A 21244-nucleotide genomic window follows, 5' to 3' on the forward strand; every position below is an offset into this window, starting at 1 on the left:
TGATTATCCCCCTTTCCGACCCGCCAAGTTCAAGATAGCCGTCAGACATGACCGATATGACCGCCGCCCAGCGCCGCCGCGCGATCACCTTTATCCTCGTGACCCTGACGCTGGACGCCATGGGCATCGGCCTGATCCTGCCCGTCATGCCCGACCTCATCAGGGAGGTCGAAGGCGGCACCCTCGGCACAGCCGCCCTCTGGGGCGGGATCCTCGCCACCACCTTTGCCGTGATGCAATTCATCTTCGGCCCTGTTCTGGGGTCCCTGTCGGACCGATACGGCCGCCGCTCTGTGCTGCTGATCTCGCTGCTGGTCATGACCGTGGATTATCTCGTCATGGCCGTTGCAGGCTCGATCTGGCTGCTGTTTGTGACCCGCGTGGTGGGCGGCATCACAGCCGCCACGCAATCGACCGCAGCCGCCTTCATCGCCGACATCTCGAAACCGGAGGAAAAGTCCGCCAACTTCGGGCTGATTGGCGCGGCCTTTGGGGTGGGGTTTGTGCTGGGCCCCGTGATCGGCGGCCTGCTGGGCGAATGGGGCACCCGCGCGCCGTTTTATGCCGCCGCAGCCCTCGGCGCGCTCAATCTGGTGTTCGGCTACTTCGTCCTGCCCGAAACCGTCACCGACAGCATCCGCCGTCCGTTCCTGTGGCGCCGCGCCAATCCGTTCGGTGCGTTCCGCGCGCTTGGCCAGCTCGACGGTGTACGCCGGCTTATCTTTCTGGTGTTCCTTTATGAATTTGCCTTCATCGTCTACCCCGCCACCTGGGCCTATTTCACGAAAGAGGCCTTCGGCTGGTCGCCCGGCATGGTCGGTGCATCACTGGCGTTGTTCGGTATTGGCATCGCCATCGTACAAGGCGCGCTGATCCGCCCCGCCCTCAAACGGTTCGGAGAACGCGGCACCATCATCTACGGCATCGCCTTCAACTTCGCAGCCTTCGTGCTGCTGACTGTCATCACCACCGGCTGGGTCGCGCTGGCCTTCATCCCTGTCACAGCCCTCGGCGCGGTGGTGACACCCGCCCTGCAGGGCCTCATGTCCCAACGGGCCGGCGACGACCAACAGGGCGAACTGCAAGGCGTCATCGCCTCAGCCAAATCCATCGCGATGATCTTTTCCCCGCTGGTCATGACCCAATTGTTCTGGATGTTCACCAACGACACCGGCCTTTACTTTCCCGGCGCGGCCTTCGCCCTGTCAGCGGCCATCATGATCGTCTGCATGATCACATTTCTGGGCCGCCCCCGCGCCGCCTAGTCCCCCGTCGCCTGCGCATCCGCCTGCGCCTTTTGCTGCACCGGCAGCGGCTCCTTGAACGTCAGCGTGCGATACGGGAACGGGATCTCCAGCCCGGCCTCGTCCAGCCCGCGCTTGACTGCGGCCACCACCTCATCACGCGAAGACCGCACATCAACCGGCGCGGACCCCGTCCACCACGTCACTTCGAAATTGATCGAAGACTCCCCGAACTCCTGCGCGAATATCTGGACCGGATCATCACTGTGGCGGACACTGTCACACCCCTTGACCGCACGGGTGATCACCTCGCGCGCCTCGTCCACATCCACATCATAGGCCACCCCGCAGGCCACCGTCACACGGCGCTTGTCCTGATCGGTGCGCACCCAGACAGGGTTCTTGAACAGGATCGAATTGGGCACAATCACCAACTGCCCGTCCGTCTGCCGGATATGGGTCTCGCGGATGGCGATATGCTCCACCTTGCCTTCGACATCCTCACATTCGATGTGATCCCCGATCCGCATCTGCGGCCGGAACAGGATGATGATGCCCGCCAGAAAATTCTCGAACACATCCTTGAAGGCAAACCCGATCGCCACAGACCCAAGGCCAAGCCCCGCCAGAATACTCGACGGCGTCAGATTGGGAAACACGATAACCATGGCCACAAGGACACCGATGGTCCAGATCAGAATACCCATCAGCAACTGGAACAATTCCCGCAGGCTCTTGCGCAGGGACGTCTTGTCCAGCGATGTGCGCAACACAAACTGGGCCAGCTTGCTGACCCCCCACGTGATGAACAAAAACACTATGGCAATCAAAAGCTGCGGGGCAATGGCAATGGCCCCTTCTGCAATGGCGCGCAACTGCTCCAGCAGGATGTTGACCGGGTCCTGTTCCAATCCCAATTCCATGACCCGCACCCCTTTGATTTATCTGTCCTAACGCCCTGTCGCCGCTTGGGTTCCCACGCGTCACGCCATTTGCGACCTGTCATGTCGCATTCTCCCTTGCCCTGAACGCCGCCACTTGACCTATTGGGTAAAACCGACCGGAGACATCTTATGCCCCTTATCAAAGCCGCCGTCTGCCACACCTTCGGGGCGCCTTTCACCATAGAACAGATCGACCTGCGCGCCCCCACGGGGGAAGAGGTCGAAGTGACCCTTGCCGCCTGCGCCATCTGCCACTCCGACATCTCCTATGCGGACGGCATCTGGGGCGGGTCCCTTCCGGCGGTCTACGGGCATGAGGCCGCAGGCACCGTCACCGCCACAGGGCCGGGCGCCAAAGGCGTGGCTGTGGGCGACCGTGTCGTTGTTACGCTCATCCGGTCCTGCGGCACCTGCCCCAGCTGCGCCACCGCACGGCCCACCAACTGTGAAACCCCCTATGATGGCGACCACGGCCCGATCAAAACCGCCCAGGGCGGCAAGCTGCATCAGGCCATGGCCTGCGGCGGCTTTGCCGAAAAGGTCGTCGTGGACGCAAGCCAGGTGGTGCCGCTGCCCGACGGCATCTCGATGGAGGCCGCCTCGCTGCTGGCCTGCGGTGTCATCACCGGCATCGGGGCTGTGGTCAACGCCGCACAGGTCCGCCCCGGACAGGACGTGGTGGTCATCGGCGCGGGCGGCGTGGGCCTCAACGCCATTCAGGGCGCGGTGATCGCAGGCGCGCGCCGCATCGTCGCCGTCGATATGGAACCCAGCAAACTCGACGTCGCCCGCGACTTCGGCGCGACCGATGCGGTGCTGGCCAGCACCGATGCGCCGTGGCGGGATGCAAAGGCGGCCATGGGGCGCGGTGCCGATGCGGTTCTGGTGACCGTGGGCGTCGCGGGCGTCTACGATCAGGCCCCGCGCTATCTGGCCAAGGGCGGCAACATCGTCATGGTCGGTATGCCCGGCTCCGGCCAGCATTCGACCTATGAGGCCGCCAATTTCGCCGCCGCAGGGCAAGGCATGATCGGCTCCAAAATGGGCGACGTGGTGATCAAACGCGACATCCCGTGGATGGTCGACCTCTACCTGCAGGGCCGCCTCAAGCTGGATGAGTTGATCTCGGGCCGCTGGTCGCTGGACCAGATCAACGACGCCATAGAAGACACCCGCACCGGTGCCGCCAAACGCAATGTCATCGTGTTCTAGGCTGTACCGCCCCGTACATACAGGATGTGTACAGGTTGTGTACGCGATGTGACACGCTGGTCCTAGCGCCAGTTGACCAGATCATAAGACCAGATCGTTAACGATTGGACCCCTCATGAAGCTTTCCGACCTCGACATTATCGTCACCGCGCCCCCCGCCCCCGGCTGGGGCGGACGGTATTGGATCCTGGTCAAGGTGACGACGGACACCGGCATCACCGGCTGGGGCGAATGCTACGCCAGCTCTGTGGGGCCTGACGCCATGCGCGCCGTCATCACAGATGTCTTCTCCCGTCATATGGCGGGCGAAAACCCTGAAAACATTGAACTTATGTTCCGCCGCGCCTATTCCAGCGGCTTCACCCAGCGGCCTGACCTGACTGTCATGGGCGCATGGTCCGGCCTTGAAATCGCCTGTTGGGACATCCTTGGCAAAGACCGCGACAGGCCGGTTCACGCGCTGATCGGGGGCCGCCTGAACGACCGTATCCGCGCCTACACGTACCTTTATCCGCAACAAAATCATACACTTCCCGACTTTTGGGCCAGCGCCGACATGGCCGCCGAGGCCGCAGCGGCCTATGTGGCGCAGGGCTACACGGCGGTCAAATTCGACCCCGCAGGCCCCTACACGATCCGCGCAGGTCACATGCCGTCGATGCACGACATCGACACCTCCGTTAACTTCTGCGCCGCCATACGGGAGGCTGTCGGCCCCCGCGCCGATCTGCTCTTTGGCACCCACGGCCAGTTCTCCACCGGCGGGGCCATTCGCATGGGGCAGGCCATCGACCGGTTCTCGCCGCTCTGGTACGAAGAACCCATCCCGCCCGACGCCGTGGGGGAAATGGCCAAGGTCGCCGCAGCCGTAAAAACACCCATCGCCACAGGCGAACGTCTGACCACCAAGGCCGAATTTGCCGCCGTGCTGCGCGCCGGTGCCGCGACCATCCTGCAACCGGCGCTCGGGCGCTCCGGCGGCATCTGGGAAACCAAGAAAATCGCCACAATAGCAGAGGTTTACAACGCCCAAGTGGCCCCGCACCTCTACGCCGGTCCCATCGAATGGGCGGCCAATATTCAACTGGCCGCAACCCTGCCCAACATCCTGATGGCCGAAACGATCGAAACGCCGTTCCACGCCGCGTTGATCAAGAACGCCATCACCGTCGAGAGGGGCTACATCCCCGTCCCCACCGCCCCCGGTCTGGGCATTGACGTGGACGAAGACCTCGCCCGCGCACATCCCTACACAGACACCGGCCTGCATCTCGAAATGCAAAGCGACCCGATCAGCTACCACGGCCAGAACGTCTTCGCCGGCGGCGCCCCCGTCAAAGCCGACTGATCCCGCATTAACCTTAACGCGCGCGCAACCCTGTTTCGTTTTGCCCTCAAATACTCCCCCCGGAGGGCCCATTTGCCAAACGCGCCCCGCCCCCTTAGACAGTGAACACAGTTCATGTCGGAGGCCCCATGGCCGGAAAAGTCCAAGCCCGCCGCGCCGCCCTGCGCGACACCCTGATCATTAACGCCGAACGCCGAATCGCCGCAAACGGCCTAAAAACCCTCCGCGCCCGCGATCTCGCCCAAGACGCCGGATGCGCCTTGGGGGCCATCTATAATGTGTTTGGGGACCTCGACGATCTGGTCTTGGCCGTAAACGCGCGGACGTTCAAACAGCTGGGCGCCACTGTGGCCGAGGCGCTGGCCGACGCCCCGCAGGACGCGACCCAACAGCTCATCGTGATGTCACACGCCTACCACGCCTTTGCGGCCCAGCACTTCAACCTGTGGCGCGCGCTGTTTGACATTGAACGCGCCCGAGGTGAGGCCGCACCGGAGTGGTATCTTCAGGAAATGGCGCAGCTCTTTGCCTATATCGACGCGCCGCTGTCCGTGATCTTTCCCGATCACGACGCCGAAACACGTGGTTTGCTGACCCGCGGGCTGTTCTCATCCGTTCATGGAATCGTCCTTTTGGGGCTGGATGAGGCATCAGCAGGCGTGCCTGCCCCGCATTTGGACAGAATGATTTCTCTTATTCTCAGCCACTTAGCCAAATAATTCCTGAATTTTTGAACATTGTTCAAAAATATCCTTGATCATAGATCGCGACCTTTCTATCTCTATTCGTGAACGTTGTTCATGAAATCAGAACCCGAAAGGAAGACACCATGTTCAAGACCCTCTCAACCCTGATCGCAGGCGCAAATGCCCGGTCCGAAGACCGCGTCCGCGATGCCTTTGCCATCGAACTGATCGATCAAAAAATCCGCGAGGCCGAAACCTCCCTCAAGGCGGCGAAGGCCACGCTGGCCTCCCTGATCCAACGGCAACGCAGCGAGGACCGTCAACGCGACGCCCTGCAAAACCGCATCAAGGACATGACGAAACGTGCCGAACAGGCGCTGGATCAGGACCGCGAAGACCTCGCCACTGAGGCCGCCAATGCCATCGCCCAAATGGAGAACGAACGGACGATCAGGTCAGAAACCTGCGCGCGGCTCGATCAGAAGGTCATCCGCCTGCGCACCTCGATTGAGGCAGGCCACCGCCGCATCATCGACCTGAAACAAGGGGCCATCCAAGCCCGCGCCGTCCGCCGCGAACAGGCCATCCAGTCCAGACTGAACACGACCATCGGCACCACGTCCGCCACCGAAGAGGCCGAGGAGTTGATCGCACGTGTCATGGGCCGCGACGACCCGTTTGAGCAATCGGAAATCCTGCGCGAAATCGACCGTGACCTTGGCCATGAAACGCTGGCCGACCGTATGGCCGCCCAAGGCTGCGGTCCCGCCACACGCACCACAGCGGACGACGTCCTTGCCCGTCTGAAAACCAAAACATCCAAATAATTCAATTCAATAGGAGAAACCAAATGACAAACTTCAACAAATCCGACAACGGCCTGATCATCTTCTTCAACGGCATCGGCGTGGTCATCGCCTACGGCATGCTGGCGCTGTCCCTTTACATGTCCCCCGACGTGCCGCTGGCCACCAAAGGCTACTGGGGGATCGGCATTTTGCTGCTGACCCTCGCATTGGTGAACTTCGTCAAATTGCGCTTTGATGAGCGTCTGTCCGAAGACCGCATCACCCGCGTGGAAGAGGCCCGCAACGAACGTCTCTTGGCCGAATATGTCGGCGGCGACGACGCCGACTGACCCTTGCCCGTTACGGCAAACGCGCCCTGCCCTGCCCCTGTCCCGACAGGGCGGGGCGCACCCAATTCACACCCTGCCCTTCCAAAGCCCGCAAACCTCAGCCAAGATGCCCCAGATGAATGCCATTCTGACCTTTCCCCGCAGGCTTGCCGCCAAAATCGTGGGCCTCGCCATTTCGCTTCTGGTGCGGTTTTTGACCGCCGTGCGGCCTGACTGGCGGGGGATCGAACCGGTGCCGCGACAGCGGGTGTATTACGCCAACCACGTCAGCAACGCGGACATGCCGATGATCTGGTCCGTCCTGCCCCCCAACATGCGCCGCACCGTGCGCCCAGTGGCGGCGGCGGATTACTGGCTGAAAAACAAACTGCGCGCCTTTGTGGGGCCTGAGGTGTTCAACTGTGTCCTCGTCGATCGCAGGCCGGAGGCGCGTGAGGCTGGTGCAAACCCCATGCAGGCCATTCTGGATGCGCTGGATGAAGGATCGTCGCTGATCATCTTCCCCGAAGGCAACCGCAACATGACCGAAGACCCGCTGCTGCCCTTCAAGGCGGGGCTTTACAACATGGGCACCGCGCGCCCCGACGTGGACCTTGTCCCCACCTGGATCGCCAACGTCACCGACATCATGCCCAAGGGGGAGGTCATCCCCCTGCCACTGATCTGCACCGTCACCTTCGGCGCGCCGGTTCATGTGCGCGAGGGCGAGGACAAGGACACGTTCCTGCACCGTGCTGCCGCGTCTCTGGCCGATCTGGCGCCGAAAGGGGAACGGTTATGAGTTCGACCACCGCTGAATTGCTGTGGCTGTTCGTGGGCACCTGCGGGCTGATGACCGCGCTCACGCTGTTGGGGGAAATCCTGCACGCGCGTGCAGGTCACGATAATCCGGTGATCGAGACCTTCATGACCCGTGTGCGCAGCTGGTGGGGCATGGTCATCCTGTTCACCTTGGCACTGATCATCGGCAAGCTGGGGATCATCCTTCTTTTTGCGTTCACATCCTTCGCCGCTTTGCGGGAATTCCTGACGATGACCAGCAAACGCAAGGCGGATCATTTGTCGCTGGCGCTGGCGTTCTTTGCGATCCTGCCGTTGCAATATCTGTTTGTGGGTATGGAATGGCAGACACTTTATACTGTGTTCATTCCGGTCTACGCGTTTTTGCTGTTGCCCGTTGTCTCTGCATTGCGCGGCAATCCGGACCGGTTTTTGGTGCGCGTGGCGGAAACCCAGTGGGCGATGATGATCTGCATCTTTTGTCTGTCCCACGTCCCTGCCCTGCTGTCGATTGAGGTTGCAGGCTACCCTGATGATCGCGGCGTCATGCTGATCGCGTTCCTGATCATGGTTGTGCAATTCGGCGACCTTCTGGATTTCTTCTTTGGCCGCCGGATTGGCCGCACGCGCATCATCCCCGGTATCTCCGCCAAAACGTGGGAAGGGATGGCTGCGGGCGTTCTATGCGCTGCCATCATTGGCGCGCTGCTGGCGTGGATGACGCCGTTTTCGGTCATGGGGGCCGCCGGCATGGCTGCCCTTGCGTCACTGGTGGGTATGTTCGGCAACCTTGTTTTTGCTGCCGTCAAACGGGACCGTGGCGTCAAGGACTGGTCGCACCTGATCCCCGGCCAAGGCGGGTTCATGGATCAGTTTGACAGTGTCATCTTTGCAGCCCCCGTCTTCTACCACCTCACGCATCTGATCTACGTCTGAGGCGGCACGCAGGGTCCCCCCTTCATCTGGCCAGAAAAACTCAAATCCCGCAGCCGCCCCACGCGCTACGGCAGCCGGAAATCCCCCACGACGGGATAGTGATCTGTGGGCCATTCGCCGTCAAACCGGCCCCGGATCGAAAACACATCCCCGACGGGGGCAATCCCGCCCGTGCCGCCGATGTGGTCGATGGCGGGAAACAGGTTCAGCCCGCGATTGAAGTGAAAGGTCGATCCTTGCGCAGGCCAGAACGTGACGCCTGCCTCTTCCAGATTGCGCAAGGTGGCCGATCCTCGGATGGCATTGAAATCCCCGATCACAAAGACCGGCATCCGCGATGCGGGCTCTGCGATCCGGTCTGCGACCAAGGCTGTGGACAGCCGCCGGTTCGACGCACTGCGGTATTCGGTGTGGATGTTGTAGACGCGAAAGACCGTGCCGGTCCGGTCTTCAAACTCCGCCCAGCTCGCAAACGCCGGCCATGATCCGTTGAACGTCCGCGAATAGATCACATCCGGCGTGTCCGAGAAAAAGAACCACCCCTGATCGCGCAATTCCAAGGCCGCACGGCGGTAGAAAATCGGCTGGGTGTAGGGAAACTCCGACGGGTCGCCGATGGCTGCGGCCCCATAATCGGGGTTCTGTTCGATCAACCAGTCAAGGGTCAGGTTCTGCGGGGCCACGCCGCGCCCGAAACTTTCCATCTCCTGAAAACCGACCACATCGGCCTCCATGGCGCGAAAGGCGGCTTGCAACGGCCCCTTGCGCCGGTCCCAATCGCCCACGGACCAATCGCCCGTTTGGCGGTTCAGCCAGATGTAATGCACGTTATAGGTGCCCACCCGCAGCGTATCTGGGACAGGCGCTTGCACCGGCTGGGGCAGCGAATTGCATGCGACCATTCCGACCAGCAAGGCCACCAGCCCCATGACAACCAGCCCCAAACGGCGCAGGGCGCGGATCACGGCATCACCAGAAGGGCGCGAAAATCATTTACGTTGGTCATGGTTGGCCCTGTTACCACCTGTGCGCCTATGGCCTCAAAAAAGCCGTGGGCATTGTTTTCGGTCAGCTGTGCTTGCGCGGATATGCCCATCGCTTCACCCAGTGCAAGTGTCGTGGGATCAGCAACGGCACCTGCGACCTCTGCTGCGCCGTCAACACCGTCGGTGTCACAGGCAATAACGTGGATTTTCGGATGTCCCTGCAACGCCACCGCTGCGGCCAAGACAAATTCCGCATTGGGGCCTCCGACACCGGCACCGCGCCGGGTCACGGTACATTCCCCACCTGACAACAACAGCACGGGCCTGTCCACTCCGGCGGCGGACAGATCCACCGCCAGTTGGGCCTGCTGGGCGGCCAGATCACGGGCCTCGCCTTCCAGATCATCGCCCAAGATGCGCACCTCAACCCCGTGATCCATGGCGAGATCGGCTGCGGCCTTCAACGAATGGGACGGGGCGGCGACAATGATGTTTTCGACACCGGCCAGACGGGGGTCTTGGACATTTAGTGGAGTGCCGCCCGCCGTGAGGAACGCGGCAATGGACGGCGGCGGCGTCACGCGCCAGTTGGCCAGCGTTTCCAGCGCCAGTGCGGCATTTCCGGCATGACCCACCGTCGGACCGCTGGCAATGTCGCCGGGTGCGTCCCCCGGCACGTCCGAAATCATCAACACCCGCAACTGCGCGGGGTGCACCGCAGCGGCCAGCCGCCCGCCCTTGACCGCAGACAGTTCTTTGCGGATGCCGTTGATGTCCCCGATGGGCATGCCCGACGCCAGCATATCCGCCGCCAGCGCCTGTTTGTCCTCAAGCGTGATCCCCTCCGCTGGCGCACACAGCAATGCAGACCCGCCGCCGGAAATCAGCATGATGCAGGTGTCGTCCGCAGTCAGGTCCTGTGCCTTGGACAAAAGCCGTCGGGTCGCTGCGACACCGGCGGCGTCGGGCACCGGATGGGCCGCCTGTGCAATCTCGATCCCTCGGGTCGGGCGGTCATAGCCGTAGCGCGTGATGACAAACCCCTCCATCGGTCCCCACGCCGCCTCGACCGCTTCGGCCATCCGGGCGGAGGCTTTGCCAGCGCCCAGCACGACACAGCGCCCTTCAGGCTTCGGCCCCAAATGATCCGGCACGCAGCGCATGGGGTCTGCGCGGGTCACGGCCTCGGCAAACAGCATGCGCAGAAAGGCGTTCGGATCGCTCAACTCAGCCATGTTGCATAATCACTGACCAGCAGATGTGTGGGCTCCGCGTCTTCCTCAATCTCAGCGAAGCGCCCAATCGGCGCGCGGAAGATATTGTCTGTCTCGTCATCATTGACGGTGCTGACTTCGCCAATCAGAACATCGCCGCCCTCACCCCAAAAAGCATGCCAGTCACCGGGCATCAGGGTGACACTTTCACCGGGGGCGAGTTTCAGCTTTTCACCGGGCGCAAAATCGCGCCGCAGCCCGTCGCACCACACGGTGCCGCCTGCGGTTTCGTCAAAATGGCCTGCGGGGTCTGATCCGTAAAGTTCGATCACCAATGTGGCCCCGCCGCGATTGATGATGTCTTCGGCCTTGATCACATGGGTGTGCATGGGCGACAGCTGATCCTGCTTGGAAATCAACAGCTTCTCGGCGTAGCACATGCCCCCGCCCCGCTGCAGATCGGCCAGACGGCCGTTGCGCAGGGTAAACAGGAACAGCCCCATTTTGTCGTAGTCCCCTGCGCCATAATCGGTGATGTCCCAGCCATTGCGCGCTTTGATCACCTCAGCCGCCTCCGACGCGCGGGTCCTGAATTCAGCCGGTGTCCAATACGCCCAAGGCGGCAGCACGAAGCCGTAAGACCGGATCATGTCATCTGCTTCGGCCATAATGGTATTGATGCGGGAACGTTTCATATCAGACCTTTCCTACCGGTTCGGCACAGGCATAGAAGGCCGCATAAGTTTCGGCAACGTTTCGGTTATCGCAAAAGCGTCAGCACATCGCGGGTGGCCGTTCCCGTCACGGCAACACCGGCGCGCGCTTGCAGATCGCGGATCGCGGCCTCGGTGCGGGCGCCAATGACGCCGTCGATCGTGCCGATGTCATAGCCCCGCGCGGCCAGCCCCCGTTGCAGTGCCAACCGGTCGTCCCGTGTCAGCCCGTTGCGGTCCGGCGGGAAGGACCCGCGCAAGGGGCCAGCGCCGCCCAGCCTGTCCGACAGATGCCCCACAGCCAAGGCGTAGAAATCGGAATTGTTGTAGGTCTTCAGCACGTTGAAATTGCGCGTAACCGTAAAGGTCGGCCCACCCGTTTGGGGGGTGACAGACCGGCCACTGACCCCGCCTGTGCCTGCCTCCGCGCCCCAGCGCAGGCCGGACCGCCAGCCATTGCGCGCCAGATAGCTGGCGGTGGATGCCAAAGCATCGCCCGGATCGTCAGCCCAAATATCGCGCCGTCCGTCACCGTTGAAATCAACGGCAAACCCTTCAAAGGACGTAGGAATAAATTGCGTGTGGCCCATGGCCCCTGCCCAACTGCCCGTCAGACGCGCAGGCGTCGTGTCGCCGCGCTGCAGGATCCGCAGCGCCGCGATCAGCTGGCTTTCGTAGAAGGCACCGCGCCGTCCGTCAAAGGCCAGCGTTGCCGTAGAAGAGATGACGGGAATTTGCCCGCGTTTTTCGCCAAAGGTGCTTTCCATGCCCCAGATCGCCGCCACGATCATGGCGTCAACGCCGTATCGGTCTTCGACGGCTTGCAGGGTTCCGCCATGCCGCGCGATCGCCGCGCGGCCCTTGGCCAACCGTTCGTCCGATGTGGCAATGGACAGATATTCCTCAAACGTGCGGCGGGTCTGGATCTGGCTGCCATCGCGTGTGATTACGCCGGGAATGTAGCCCGCATTGGCAAAGGCCGCATCAAAGGTCGCGTCCGTAATGCCCGCCCTGCGTGCCCGCGCGCGAAAGGTCGCGACCCAATTCCTGAAATCGGTCCGGTCGACGGGTTGCAGATCGGGGGCGAGGGCCTGCCCGACCCGGCGCAGGGGCGCGACACTGTCGGCGGTGGCGGAACAGCCCGTCAGGGCAAAGCCCCCAAGGCCAAACAGAAAATGACGTTTACAGATATTCATGTCTGCAAGACTAGCGCGGCACGCGCCCCGCGACAGTGAAAAACCGCGCCGTCCGTGCGTCATGGGCCGCTTCTTGCCCAAAGCCATCTGGCGATCCCTGAAGGACTCGAACCCTCAACCTGCTGATTAGAAGTCAGCTGCTCTATCCAGTTGAGCTAAGGGACCGCACGCCTTGCTTCTAGCGGGGGAAGGCTGCGCACATCAAGCGGAGTTTAGTGGGTCCAGGCGCCACGCCGGTTGGTGGCAAAGTTCTCTCCGTAGCCACCGGTACGGATGTTCACGCCACGCTTTTTGGGGTCCTGCACGACAGCCTCGATTCCGTTGTCCTTGGCATAGTCCAACGCGGCCTCTTTTGTGGCAAAGGTCATTCTGACCTGCGTCTGGGTGTCGCTGGATGACGTCCAGCCCATCAGCGGATCAACCTCACGCGCGCTGGTTTGCACAAATTCAAGAACCCACGTCCTTGTCTTTGCGGTCCCGGATGACATCGCGGTCTTGGCAGGCTGATAGATACGTGCGCGCATTTCGGTCTCCCTTGGCTGGCGCGTATATCGGGGATTCCATCGCCCCTTGCAAGGGTTTCAAAGGTGGCATCCAGACGAATGTCCCCTGACCGTCGGGGTTAGCACGCACGGAGAAGGTCGGTGATCGAGGGCGGCATCCTCACACGGCACGGCGGGCGGGAGGTGCTGGTTTGCAGCGCCAGATCAAACCTCTTGTCGCAGCGACCTATCCGCGGGATCAGATACATGCAGCCCAACAGGCTTTCGCAGACAAGGGATTTATCGGAAAGATCGTGCTGACAATTTCTTGATACCGGCCCCTTGACCCTGCTGACAGACCGCTGTCAGCAGCCCCTCTTGATCCTCTCCCCTCAAAGGTCACATAGAGGGTACTAAGGAGTGCCCATGCCCTACGCCCAGACCGACAAATCAGAAGCGCCCACATACCTTGCCAATCCGGCCGAGGACGTGCGCACCCGCGAGAAAATGGAAGGCGGGCGCGCCTTCGTTTTGGACACGGAATTTGAACCCGCAGGCGACCAGCCCACGGCCATCAAGGAACTGTCGGCAGGCGTGCTGAGCGGGGAGCAGGACCAAGTTTTGTTGGGGGCCACGGGTACCGGTAAGACCTTTACGATGGCCAAGATCATCGAAGAAACCCAGCGGCCTGCCATCATCCTTGCACCGAACAAGACGCTGGCCGCCCAGCTTTATGGTGAGTTCAAAGGTTTCTTCCCCGACAACGCTGTCGAATATTTCGTCAGCTACTACGACTACTACCAGCCCGAGGCCTACGTGGCGCGGTCGGACACCTACATCGAGAAAGAAAGCCAGATCAACGAACAGATCGACCGGATGCGCCATTCGGCCACGCGGGCGCTGTTGGAACGTGACGATGTGATTATCGTGGCCTCGGTGTCTTGCATTTACGGCATCGGGTCGGTGGAAACCTATGGTGCCATGACGCAGGACATCCATGCGGGCAACGACTACGACCAACGCCAGATCATCGCCGATCTGATCGCACAACAATACCGCCGCAATGATCACGCCTTTCAGCGCGGCACATTCCGTGTGCGCGGTGACAGCCTTGAGGTATGGCCCGCCCATTTGGATGACCGCGCGTGGAAGCTGTCGTTTTTCGGGGAAGAGCTTGAAACCATCACCGAATTTGATCCCCTGACGGGCGAGAAGGCACGGACCATGGACAAGGTCCGCATCTATGCCAATTCCCACTACGTGACGCCGAAGCCGACCATGCAGCAGGCCGTCATCGGCATCAAGAAAGAGCTGCGGATGCGGCTGGATCAACTGGTGGCAGAAGGCAAATTGCTTGAAGCCCAGCGACTGGAACAGCGCACCAATTTCGACCTCGAGATGCTGGAGGCCACGGGTGTCTGCAACGGGATCGAGAACTATTCGCGCTATCTGACGGGCCGTGCACCGGGTGAACCGCCCCCCACCCTGTTCGAATTTATCCCCGACCACGCCATTGTGTTCGCAGACGAATCCCACGTCTCTGTCCCGCAGATCGGCGGCATGTACAAAGGCGACTACCGACGCAAATTTACTCTGGCCGAACACGGGTTCCGCCTGCCCAGCTGTATGGACAACCGACCCCTCAAGTTTGAGGAATGGGACGCCATGCGCCCCCAGTCCGTCTTTGTGTCCGCCACCCCCGCCGCGTGGGAATTGGACCAAACCGGTGGCGTGTTCACCGAACAGATCATCCGCCCCACCGGCCTTCTGGATCCGGTCATCGAAATCCGCCCTGTGGAAACGCAGGTCGATGACGTGATGGACGAAATCCGCAAGGTTTCCCAAGACGGCTACCGCACCTTGGTCACCACCTTGACCAAACGCATGGCCGAGGATCTGACCGAATATTTGCACGAAAACGGCATCCGCGTGCGCTATATGCACTCGGACATCGACACGATCGAACGCATCGAAATCCTGCGCGATCTGCGGCTGGGCGCTTTTGACGTGCTGATCGGGATCAACCTTCTGCGCGAAGGTCTGGACATTCCCGAATGCGGGCTGGTGGCCATTCTGGACGCCGACAAGGAGGGTTTCCTGCGGTCCGAAACCTCGCTCATCCAGACCATTGGCCGCGCCGCGCGAAACGCCGAAGGGCGCGTGATCATGTACGCGGACAAGATCACCGGATCTATGGAACGTGCCATGGGCGAAACCGACCGCAGACGGGCCAAGCAGATCGCCTATAACGAAGAACATGGCATCACACCGGCAACCGTGAAGAAGAACGTCGAAGATATTCTGGCGGGACTTTACAAGGGTGATGTGGACATGAACCGCGTGACTGCTCAGGTCGAAAAGCCGGGCGCCAATATGCAGGCGGTGCTCGAAGGGCTGCGCACCGACATGCGCAAGGCCGCCGAAAACCTTGAATTCGAAGAAGCCGCCCGCCTGCGAGATGAGGTCAAGCGCCTAGAAACCGTTGATCTTGTCGTCTCCGACGACCCGCTGGCGCGTCAGCAGGCTGTCGAAAAGGCCGTGACCGAAGCCAATAAAATGACAGGCCGGTCCACCGCTGGCAGGCCCGGTCAAAGGGGGGGCGTGAAGCCGCGAAAGAAACGCGGGGGCTGACGGGCTGGCCTTTGAGCATCGCACCGTTTGAAAAGAACCGGTTTTCTGCGGGAAGCGGCATTCGATATGCTTCCCCGGAAACGCGTCTTTCAAGGGGAGTTCGGGGCGATGGCGCGTACCTTGGGCTGGCCAAACCGGGCATCGCACCTACATGTCAATCATGCGCTTTGCCCTGATCCTGACAGTCCTGCCCCTGCCTGCTTTCGCGTGGGACTTTTCACCCGATCCGGTCTGCACCCTGACCCATCAAACCGACACAGCAGAAATTGCGATCACCTATGATGTTTCGCTGCCGGAGTATGCTTTGTTCATCACGCTGCGCGAGGGCGAGTGGGACGACGCACCCTCGTTCCAGATGACGTTTCAGGGGGGTGTTCCCGTGACGATTGGTACGACCCGCCATATGTTAAGCGGGGACAGCGCAACACTGTCCGTCCGCGACCGCGGTTTTGGCAATGTCCTTGACGGGATTGAATTCAACACAAGTCTGGCCGCAGGGACCGGCGCTCGATTTGTCACCGCCGATACATCCGATGCCGCCGCCGCTGTTCAGGCGTTTCGGAATTGTCCATCAGACGATCCCGCTGTGTCGTAAGACGCTGACATGCCCAGCCCCATCCGCCCTACCAGTTCCGAAGCCCGTCAGATGGCGGCACGCCTGTTGCACGATGCGCGCCATGGTGCGTTGGGTGTGATCGACCCCGCAACCGGCGGCCCGATGGTCACGCGGGTGGCCAGCATATGGATTGACGATGCTCTTCACCTGTTGGTGTCCGACCTGTCATCCCATACCGCGGCCCTGACCGCCGATCCAAGATGTTCCATGCTGATTTCCGACGCCGCCCAGAAAGGTGATCCTTTGGCCCACCCGCGACTGACCATCCAATGCAGAGCGACATTCGTGGAGAAACCTCCGCTTCGCGACCCGTGGCTCGCCGCTTACCCGAAAGCGAAACTCTATATTGATTTTGCAGATTTCAGGATGGTCCGTATGACGGCCACGGCCGCGCATCTGAATGGCGGCTTCGGGAAGGCCTATCGCCTGACACCTGCGGACCTGAACCAATAGGGGGCGCACCCAGCGCCCCCTATCCCCGCATCGGTCCCGTGGTGCCCGTCAGTCCGCCGGATTGTCCATCCGAACAGAGAACCGCACCTGACCGCGCACAGGTTCCGGCCAGACCACGTGGAATTCCCCTTGCGACGATCCCCGTTCCTGAACGGTATAGGGATTGGCAAAGACAGCCGTGTCAGCCGCATTGCGGATCGCATAGACGGGCACCACCTGATCAATCACACGGGTTTCGCCACCAAAGGGCAGGTAATTTCCGCTGTCGATCACCCACGTCTGGTCTTCGGTATTTTGCACGTGGACGTCGATGTAGGGGTTGCGCGTTTGCTGATCGACCCCGTGGAAGGAATTGCCGCTGAAGATGATGTTTCTCGCACGATTGTTGTTCAGTGTGGCGAAGGTCGTATCGACATCCTCGACCCGTTCAATATCTGCGCCGAAGGTGCGGAAGATGTTCCCCTGCACATTCAACCCGTTGATATAGTGACCCGGACCGTAGGGTTTGATGACGAACCAACGGAAGGCCGGTGTGACGTTGATGCACATGAAGATATTGTTCGTGATCGACAGCCCGCTGAAAGAATAGCCGGATACGTCGGGCGTGGCGTCATGTTCATTCGTCCATTCGATAAAATTGTTGTCGATGTAGTTTCCGGTGACGGTCGTCACAGGGCTGGGATTTGTCAGGATAAGACCGCCGACGCGGACGCCCGCTGCCTCGTTGTCACCATTGAACCAGTGATTGCCCGAAATCATGTTGCCTGTTCCGTTCATCACGCCGAAATAACGAAACTGCGCGGACCGGTTGTTGCGGACTTTGACATCATTCTTGTTGGTGTTGAAACACAGCGACGTACGGTTTTGCGAGGGGATGTTGACCTCGTTGGATTCAAAATTACACCGGTCGATGATCATGCCCTGACAGGCCGATCCGTGGGACGTGATGGCGCGGTCTTTGGGTCTGTTGAACCAGCAATCCAGATACTGCATCAGCAATCCGCGTTCGGGCATCAGAACACCGCTGGACACGCCGTCACACCGGAATTCCATATGATCAAGGATCAGATCGGACAGCTTGTCGAAGCCGCTGAAATCCAGAAGGTATTTGAAACGGGTGAAGGTAAAGGCTTGTGTCCCTTGCGCGTCAAACAGCTGGTTGCTCAGCGTGATCCGCCCCCCTGCAACATCCACCCGTGTCACATAGACCTCACGGCCAACGCCATTGCCTGTCACCAGTGATCCCGGACGAATTGCAGCAATATTCGCCACATTGCTCAAGATAAGGGGGTCGTTGTTTGAATAGGTTGCTTGGGCGACCATGACGTCGTCTTCCCACGCAGGGCCCGCAATCGCCTCAAGCTGGCCGTTGCGGATCACGCGGCGGACTGCGAATTCGGTGCGATTGTTGACGGCGGCCTGCATATCCACCGGCGCGCTCAAGGCGATCCGGCGTCCGCCCAGATCAAGCGATTCATGATCCGAAAAGTTGAGAAGGGCCTGAAACGCCTTGCGGAACGCCGTTTCCTCATTGCCGAAAGCATCGGCATAGGTTTCGAAGTCGAAATTCTTCTGAAAAATGAGGCGATGTTCCTCACCCATGACGACAGTCCCTTCGAACCGGACCTGGCTTTGAAATGTCACATGGTCGCCAAGAAAATAGGTGCCTGCCGTGACAACAACTTCGCGACCTCCGGCATCGCGGTCTGCGGCCTCGAAGGCTGCGGCATCATCTGTCACGCCGTCGCCCACCGCGCCGTAATCACGCACATCCACGATCCCAAGCATATCGCGCAAAAATGCGCCGGTGATGTCTTCAATCTGGATGTCGTCCACGCGCACGACGGCACCGTTAGGCCCCGTAAAATCAAGACCGATGTGGCCGTAATTGGCATCTGCCCAGACCATATCGACTCCGTTGCGCTGCCCCGTACCGATGATGGCCGACACCTCGAACACCTGACCGTAAGACGTCAGGGAAACAGATGGTCCCGTGGTTGTCACACCTGTCAGCTCGGCACCGCCGGCCCGACCGGGCCAGCCTGCAATGCGCACGTCAGGCAAAGCGCCCGACAGGCATTTCACCCGCGCCGTCACCCGCAGATAACAACCGGGAAGGATTGCGGTTTCGCCCATGTAGCGCAGCTGCGTGACACTGGTTCCTTTGACAATCTCAAGTGCACCGGCAAAGTCCTGATCGGCAGGCACAAAGACGCCACCGCCTGCCCCTGCATATGTGTCAGATCCGGGCGTTCCGTCGCCGCTGGACCACACATCTAGCCCGTCCGAAAACGGCGGTGGCATCAATTCCAGACCGTCGGTGATAACCTTGTTCATCGCAAAACCCCTTGTTGCCGGGGTCACGTCATGCGGCCCCCAATCCCCGGCCGCACGCGGTGCTGGCCTTCGGGGTAAGGGGTAGTTGTGCGAGGTAAACGAGGTCTGAGGCCACCGTGACGGTGCCCCTGTCAGCTGCGCAACGCTCAGGACATCATTTCGGGCGCGGGAATAACCTGAACACCATTGATCTGCCAGCCGTCGGGTGTCTCAATCATTTGATAATCAAGGATATAAAACAAACCATCCGGTCCTTGGATTTGCACCTCTTGGCGCATCACGCGGCCCATATCCTCACGGTCCAAAAACCGCACATCGGAATTGTCCCAGACCATCGGATAGCCATTGCGCACCATCATGCCAAAGTTGTCGGCGGTGCCGAACATGCCCTTGATCATCGGGCTCGCATGTTGCCAGGCCTCTGCCACATCACGGTCATTGAACGCCTGCAACTGGGACGTAATCACATCCTCGATTGCATCCTCTTGGGCCGTGGCCACAAACGGCGCCAGCGCCAGTCCGAGCGCAAAAACAAAAGCCTTCATATCATGATCCTCCGCGTATCCATCATCACAGATACGCGTCAGACCCTAAGTTGGTTTCAATTCGTCGCGTTAGGCCAGTTCACCGCGGGCGCCGGCTTCGATCAAAGCGATGCTTTCCTCACGACCATATAGCGCAATGAACCCGCCAAAGCGCGGCCCCTGCTTTGCGCCCAGCAGCACTTCATAAAGCGTGCTGAACCACGCGCGCAGCGGGTCGAACCCATGCACCTTGCCAACTGCAAACACGATGGATTGCAAGAACTCGTCATCGCCCCAATTGACCTCGGGCAGGGCCACGTCTTTGCCTTCCTTGGCGTTCTTTTCAGCGATGATTGCCAAGGCGGCCTCATCGGATTTCAACGCCTCCGCCAGTGCGGTCAGGGCCGTCACTTCATGGGCCTCAGGCGTGCGGAATTCCTTGGTGGGTTCAACGAAGTCCTTATAGTACCGCACCGCATGGCCTGCCGCCGCATCCAGATCGGGGTTTGCATCAGGCGACGCATCAGGCGCATAGCGCTGGATAAAGCCCCACAGCTTGTCCTTGTCTTCCGCCTGACTGACGGAGGCGAGGTTCAACAGCATCGCAAACGGCACCACCATGGTGGACACCGGAACATCCGCCCCGTGGATATGGAACACCGGATTGTTGGCTTGTTGTGCCGCATCCTGACCGGGATAAGCGCGCAACTGTTGGTGATATTCGTCCACCGCCTTGGGGATCACATCGAAATGCATCCGCTTGGCCGTCTTCGGCTTGAGGTACATAAAATACGACAGCGATTCCGTCGACGCATAGGTCAGCCATTCATCAATGCTGACACCGTTGCCCGACGTCTTGGAAATCTTGTGGCCTTGGTCGTCCAAAAACAGCTCATAGGTGAAATGTTCGGGCTTCTTGCCGCCCAAAATCTCACAAATGCGGTCGTAGATCGGCGTGTTGGTGCTGTGGTCCTTGCCATACATCTCGAAATCGACACCCAGCGACGCCCAACGCGCGCCGAAATCAGGCTTCCATTGCAGCTTCACATTGCCGCCGGTCACCGGCACGGTCCACTCCCGGCCGGTCTCGTCGTCAAACGTGACCGTGCCCTCTTTGGCATCCACGTGCTTCATTGGCACATACATAATCCGTCCGCTCTCGGGATGCTTGGGCAGGAAGATCGAATAGGTCTCCCGCCGTTCCTCACGAAGCGACTTCAGCATCACGGCCATCACATCATCATACCGTTCCGCAGCCCGCAGCAGGACCTCATCAAACTGGCCGGTTTCATAGTATTCCTTGGCCGAGATGAACTCGTATTCGAACCCAAAGGTATCCAAGAACCGCCGCAGCATGGCGTTGTTGTGATGGCCAAAGCTTTCGTATGTATCAAACGGGTCAGGCACCTCAGTCAGCGGCAACTGCAGATACTGTTGCAGCCGTTCGGGATTGGGCACATTGCCCGGCACTTTGCGCATCCCGTCCAGATCGTCCGAAAAACAGATCAACCGCGTGGGGATGTCCGAAATCACCTCAAACGCGCGGCGCACCATCGTGGTGCGCGATACTTCCCCGAATGTCCCGATATGCGGCAGGCCGGACGGACCATAGCCCGTTTCAAACAGCACGTGGTCCTTGCCGGTCCGCTCCACCCGTTTCAACAGCTTGCGTGCCTCTTCAAAAGGCCACGCCTTCGAGGTCATCGCAGCATCACGCAAAGCAGTCATCGGAACCATCCATTCTATGTCCACTGCGCCCCTTTGGCACAGTCGCCGCTGCACCTATTGCAGTGCAGCATCCGCG

Annotated in this window: 20 protein-coding genes and 1 tRNA gene; 11 read left to right on the forward strand and 10 right to left on the reverse strand. The window is 60.6% G+C overall.

Annotated elements, in window-relative coordinates:
• Positions 1 to 56: 56 nt before the first annotated feature.
• Entirely contained in the window at positions 57 to 1265 is a 1209-nt protein-coding gene (locus QZ653_RS08215) for a TCR/Tet family MFS transporter (RefSeq protein ID WP_296419477.1), read from the forward strand.
• Here the strand turns inward: QZ653_RS08215 and QZ653_RS08220 are convergent.
• Entirely contained in the window at positions 1262 to 2167 is a 906-nt protein-coding gene (locus tag QZ653_RS08220) for a mechanosensitive ion channel family protein (protein ID WP_296419366.1), read from the reverse strand. The two genes, QZ653_RS08215 and QZ653_RS08220, sit on opposite strands and share 4 nt — an antisense overlap.
• A gap of 150 nt (positions 2168 to 2317) precedes the next feature.
• Here QZ653_RS08220 and QZ653_RS08225 point away from each other — a divergent pair, with 150 nt between their 5' ends.
• From QZ653_RS08225 to QZ653_RS08255, 7 genes are all read left to right on the forward strand, one after another.
• Positions 2318 to 3400 (forward strand): Zn-dependent alcohol dehydrogenase, encoded by a 1083-nt coding sequence (locus tag QZ653_RS08225; RefSeq protein ID WP_296419367.1) that lies wholly within the window; start codon positions 2318 to 2320, stop codon positions 3398 to 3400.
• A gap of 115 nt (positions 3401 to 3515) precedes the next feature.
• A complete protein-coding gene (locus tag QZ653_RS08230; RefSeq protein ID WP_296419369.1) occupies positions 3516 to 4748 on the forward strand; it encodes a mandelate racemase/muconate lactonizing enzyme family protein in 1233 nt (410 codons plus the stop codon).
• A 128-nt stretch (positions 4749 to 4876) separates the two neighbouring features.
• Entirely contained in the window at positions 4877 to 5467 is a 591-nt protein-coding gene (locus tag QZ653_RS08235; protein WP_296419371.1) for a TetR/AcrR family transcriptional regulator, read from the forward strand.
• Between the two features lie 110 nt (positions 5468 to 5577).
• On the forward strand, positions 5578 to 6261 hold the full coding sequence (locus tag QZ653_RS08240) for a PspA/IM30 family protein (protein WP_296419373.1): 684 nt from the start codon (positions 5578 to 5580) through the stop codon (positions 6259 to 6261).
• A gap of 23 nt (positions 6262 to 6284) precedes the next feature.
• Entirely contained in the window at positions 6285 to 6572 is a 288-nt protein-coding gene (locus QZ653_RS08245) for a hypothetical protein (RefSeq protein WP_296419375.1), read from the forward strand.
• Positions 6573 to 6678: 106 nt separating this feature from the next.
• Positions 6679 to 7353 (forward strand): lysophospholipid acyltransferase family protein, encoded by a 675-nt coding sequence (locus tag QZ653_RS08250; protein ID WP_296419377.1) that lies wholly within the window; start codon positions 6679 to 6681, stop codon positions 7351 to 7353.
• The gene (locus QZ653_RS08255) at positions 7350 to 8288 is read left to right on the forward strand and encodes a phosphatidate cytidylyltransferase (protein WP_296419380.1); all 939 of its coding nucleotides are present in this window, start codon (positions 7350 to 7352) and stop codon (positions 8286 to 8288) included. Before QZ653_RS08250 ends, QZ653_RS08255 begins: the two co-directional genes overlap by 4 nt.
• A 65-nt stretch (positions 8289 to 8353) precedes the next feature.
• On the opposite strand, the gene QZ653_RS08260 is transcribed toward QZ653_RS08255, so the two are convergent.
• The 6 genes from QZ653_RS08260 to QZ653_RS08285 all read right to left on the reverse strand — a co-directional run bounded on the left by QZ653_RS08260 (position 8354) and on the right by QZ653_RS08285 (position 12921).
• Positions 8354 to 9217 carry an endonuclease/exonuclease/phosphatase family protein gene (locus tag QZ653_RS08260; RefSeq protein ID WP_296419480.1) on the reverse strand — a complete coding sequence of 288 codons (864 nt, stop codon included), beginning with the start codon at positions 9215 to 9217 and terminating at the stop codon, positions 8354 to 8356.
• A 32-nt stretch (positions 9218 to 9249) separates the two neighbouring features.
• A complete protein-coding gene (locus QZ653_RS08265; protein ID WP_296419382.1) occupies positions 9250 to 10509 on the reverse strand; it encodes a glycerate kinase in 1260 nt (419 codons plus the stop codon).
• The gene (locus QZ653_RS08270; protein ID WP_296419384.1) at positions 10497 to 11183 is read right to left on the reverse strand and encodes a D-lyxose/D-mannose family sugar isomerase; all 687 of its coding nucleotides are present in this window, start codon (positions 11181 to 11183) and stop codon (positions 10497 to 10499) included. Before QZ653_RS08270 ends, QZ653_RS08265 begins: the two co-directional genes overlap by 13 nt.
• Positions 11184 to 11248: 65 nt before the next feature.
• Complete coding sequence (locus QZ653_RS08275; RefSeq protein ID WP_296419386.1) at positions 11249 to 12397, reverse strand: lytic murein transglycosylase; 1149 nt, start codon at positions 12395 to 12397, stop codon at positions 11249 to 11251.
• 88 nt (positions 12398 to 12485) lie between these two features.
• Positions 12486 to 12562: transfer RNA gene (locus tag QZ653_RS08280), tRNA-Arg, on the reverse strand.
• A gap of 47 nt (positions 12563 to 12609) precedes the next feature.
• On the reverse strand, positions 12610 to 12921 hold the full coding sequence (locus tag QZ653_RS08285) for an ETC complex I subunit (RefSeq protein ID WP_296419388.1): 312 nt from the start codon (positions 12919 to 12921) through the stop codon (positions 12610 to 12612).
• Positions 12922 to 13305: 384 nt separating this feature from the next.
• On the opposite strand from QZ653_RS08285, the gene uvrB reads away from it, so the two are divergent.
• The 3 genes from uvrB (at position 13306) to QZ653_RS08300 (ending at position 16579) form a co-directional block, all read left to right on the forward strand.
• Positions 13306 to 15510, forward strand: coding sequence for an excinuclease ABC subunit UvrB (uvrB, locus tag QZ653_RS08290; protein WP_296419390.1), 2205 nt, complete (start codon positions 13306 to 13308; stop codon positions 15508 to 15510).
• Between the two features lie 160 nt (positions 15511 to 15670).
• Positions 15671 to 16105 (forward strand): excinuclease ABC subunit B, encoded by a 435-nt coding sequence (locus QZ653_RS08295; protein WP_296419392.1) that lies wholly within the window; start codon positions 15671 to 15673, stop codon positions 16103 to 16105.
• Between the two features lie 9 nt (positions 16106 to 16114).
• Positions 16115 to 16579: a HugZ family protein gene (locus QZ653_RS08300; RefSeq protein WP_296419395.1), complete on the forward strand. Its 465-nt coding sequence runs from the start codon at positions 16115 to 16117 to the stop codon at positions 16577 to 16579.
• A 48-nt stretch (positions 16580 to 16627) separates the two neighbouring features.
• On the opposite strand, the gene QZ653_RS08305 is transcribed toward QZ653_RS08300, so the two are convergent.
• The 3 genes from QZ653_RS08305 to QZ653_RS08315 form a co-directional block, all read right to left on the reverse strand.
• Positions 16628 to 18916: a glycosyl hydrolase family 28-related protein gene (locus QZ653_RS08305; RefSeq protein WP_296419397.1), complete on the reverse strand. Its 2289-nt coding sequence runs from the start codon at positions 18914 to 18916 to the stop codon at positions 16628 to 16630.
• 146 nt (positions 18917 to 19062) lie between these two features.
• Positions 19063 to 19461 (reverse strand): DUF4864 domain-containing protein, encoded by a 399-nt coding sequence (locus tag QZ653_RS08310; protein WP_296419399.1) that lies wholly within the window; start codon positions 19459 to 19461, stop codon positions 19063 to 19065.
• 69 nt (positions 19462 to 19530) lie between these two features.
• A complete protein-coding gene (locus QZ653_RS08315) occupies positions 19531 to 21168 on the reverse strand; it encodes a lysine--tRNA ligase (protein WP_296419401.1) in 1638 nt (545 codons plus the stop codon).
• Positions 21169 to 21244: the final 76 nt, after the last annotated feature.

The sequence above is a fragment of the Pseudooctadecabacter sp. genome, from assembly GCF_020627745.1.
GTDB lineage: Bacteria > Pseudomonadota > Alphaproteobacteria > Rhodobacterales > Rhodobacteraceae > Octadecabacter.

Coding starts and splice junctions, on each gene's coding strand:
- QZ653_RS08310 (WP_296419399.1), bottom strand. CDS start 19,461: ATGAAGGCTTTTGTTTTTGCGCTCGGACTGGCGCTGGCGCCGTTTGTG.
- uvrB (WP_296419390.1), top strand. CDS start 13,306: ATGCCCTACGCCCAGACCGACAAATCAGAAGCGCCCACATACCTTGCC.
- QZ653_RS08260 (WP_296419480.1), bottom strand. CDS start 9,217: ATGGGGCTGGTGGCCTTGCTGGTCGGAATGGTCGCATGCAATTCGCTG.
- QZ653_RS08230 (WP_296419369.1), top strand. CDS start 3,516: ATGAAGCTTTCCGACCTCGACATTATCGTCACCGCGCCCCCCGCCCCC.
- QZ653_RS08255 (WP_296419380.1), top strand. CDS start 7,350: ATGAGTTCGACCACCGCTGAATTGCTGTGGCTGTTCGTGGGCACCTGC.
- QZ653_RS08240 (WP_296419373.1), top strand. CDS start 5,578: ATGTTCAAGACCCTCTCAACCCTGATCGCAGGCGCAAATGCCCGGTCC.
- QZ653_RS08245 (WP_296419375.1), top strand. CDS start 6,285: ATGACAAACTTCAACAAATCCGACAACGGCCTGATCATCTTCTTCAAC.
- QZ653_RS08300 (WP_296419395.1), top strand. CDS start 16,115: ATGCCCAGCCCCATCCGCCCTACCAGTTCCGAAGCCCGTCAGATGGCG.
- QZ653_RS08270 (WP_296419384.1), bottom strand. CDS start 11,183: ATGAAACGTTCCCGCATCAATACCATTATGGCCGAAGCAGATGACATG.
- QZ653_RS08220 (WP_296419366.1), bottom strand. CDS start 2,167: ATGGAATTGGGATTGGAACAGGACCCGGTCAACATCCTGCTGGAGCAG.
- QZ653_RS08250 (WP_296419377.1), top strand. CDS start 6,679: ATGCCCCAGATGAATGCCATTCTGACCTTTCCCCGCAGGCTTGCCGCC.
- QZ653_RS08315 (WP_296419401.1), bottom strand. CDS start 21,168: ATGACTGCTTTGCGTGATGCTGCGATGACCTCGAAGGCGTGGCCTTTT.
- QZ653_RS08275 (WP_296419386.1), bottom strand. CDS start 12,397: ATGAATATCTGTAAACGTCATTTTCTGTTTGGCCTTGGGGGCTTTGCC.
- QZ653_RS08235 (WP_296419371.1), top strand. CDS start 4,877: ATGGCCGGAAAAGTCCAAGCCCGCCGCGCCGCCCTGCGCGACACCCTG.
- QZ653_RS08305 (WP_296419397.1), bottom strand. CDS start 18,916: ATGAACAAGGTTATCACCGACGGTCTGGAATTGATGCCACCGCCGTTT.
- QZ653_RS08215 (WP_296419477.1), top strand. CDS start 57: ATGACCGCCGCCCAGCGCCGCCGCGCGATCACCTTTATCCTCGTGACC.
- QZ653_RS08265 (WP_296419382.1), bottom strand. CDS start 10,509: ATGGCTGAGTTGAGCGATCCGAACGCCTTTCTGCGCATGCTGTTTGCC.
- QZ653_RS08225 (WP_296419367.1), top strand. CDS start 2,318: ATGCCCCTTATCAAAGCCGCCGTCTGCCACACCTTCGGGGCGCCTTTC.
- QZ653_RS08295 (WP_296419392.1), top strand. CDS start 15,671: ATGCGCTTTGCCCTGATCCTGACAGTCCTGCCCCTGCCTGCTTTCGCG.
- QZ653_RS08285 (WP_296419388.1), bottom strand. CDS start 12,921: ATGCGCGCACGTATCTATCAGCCTGCCAAGACCGCGATGTCATCCGGG.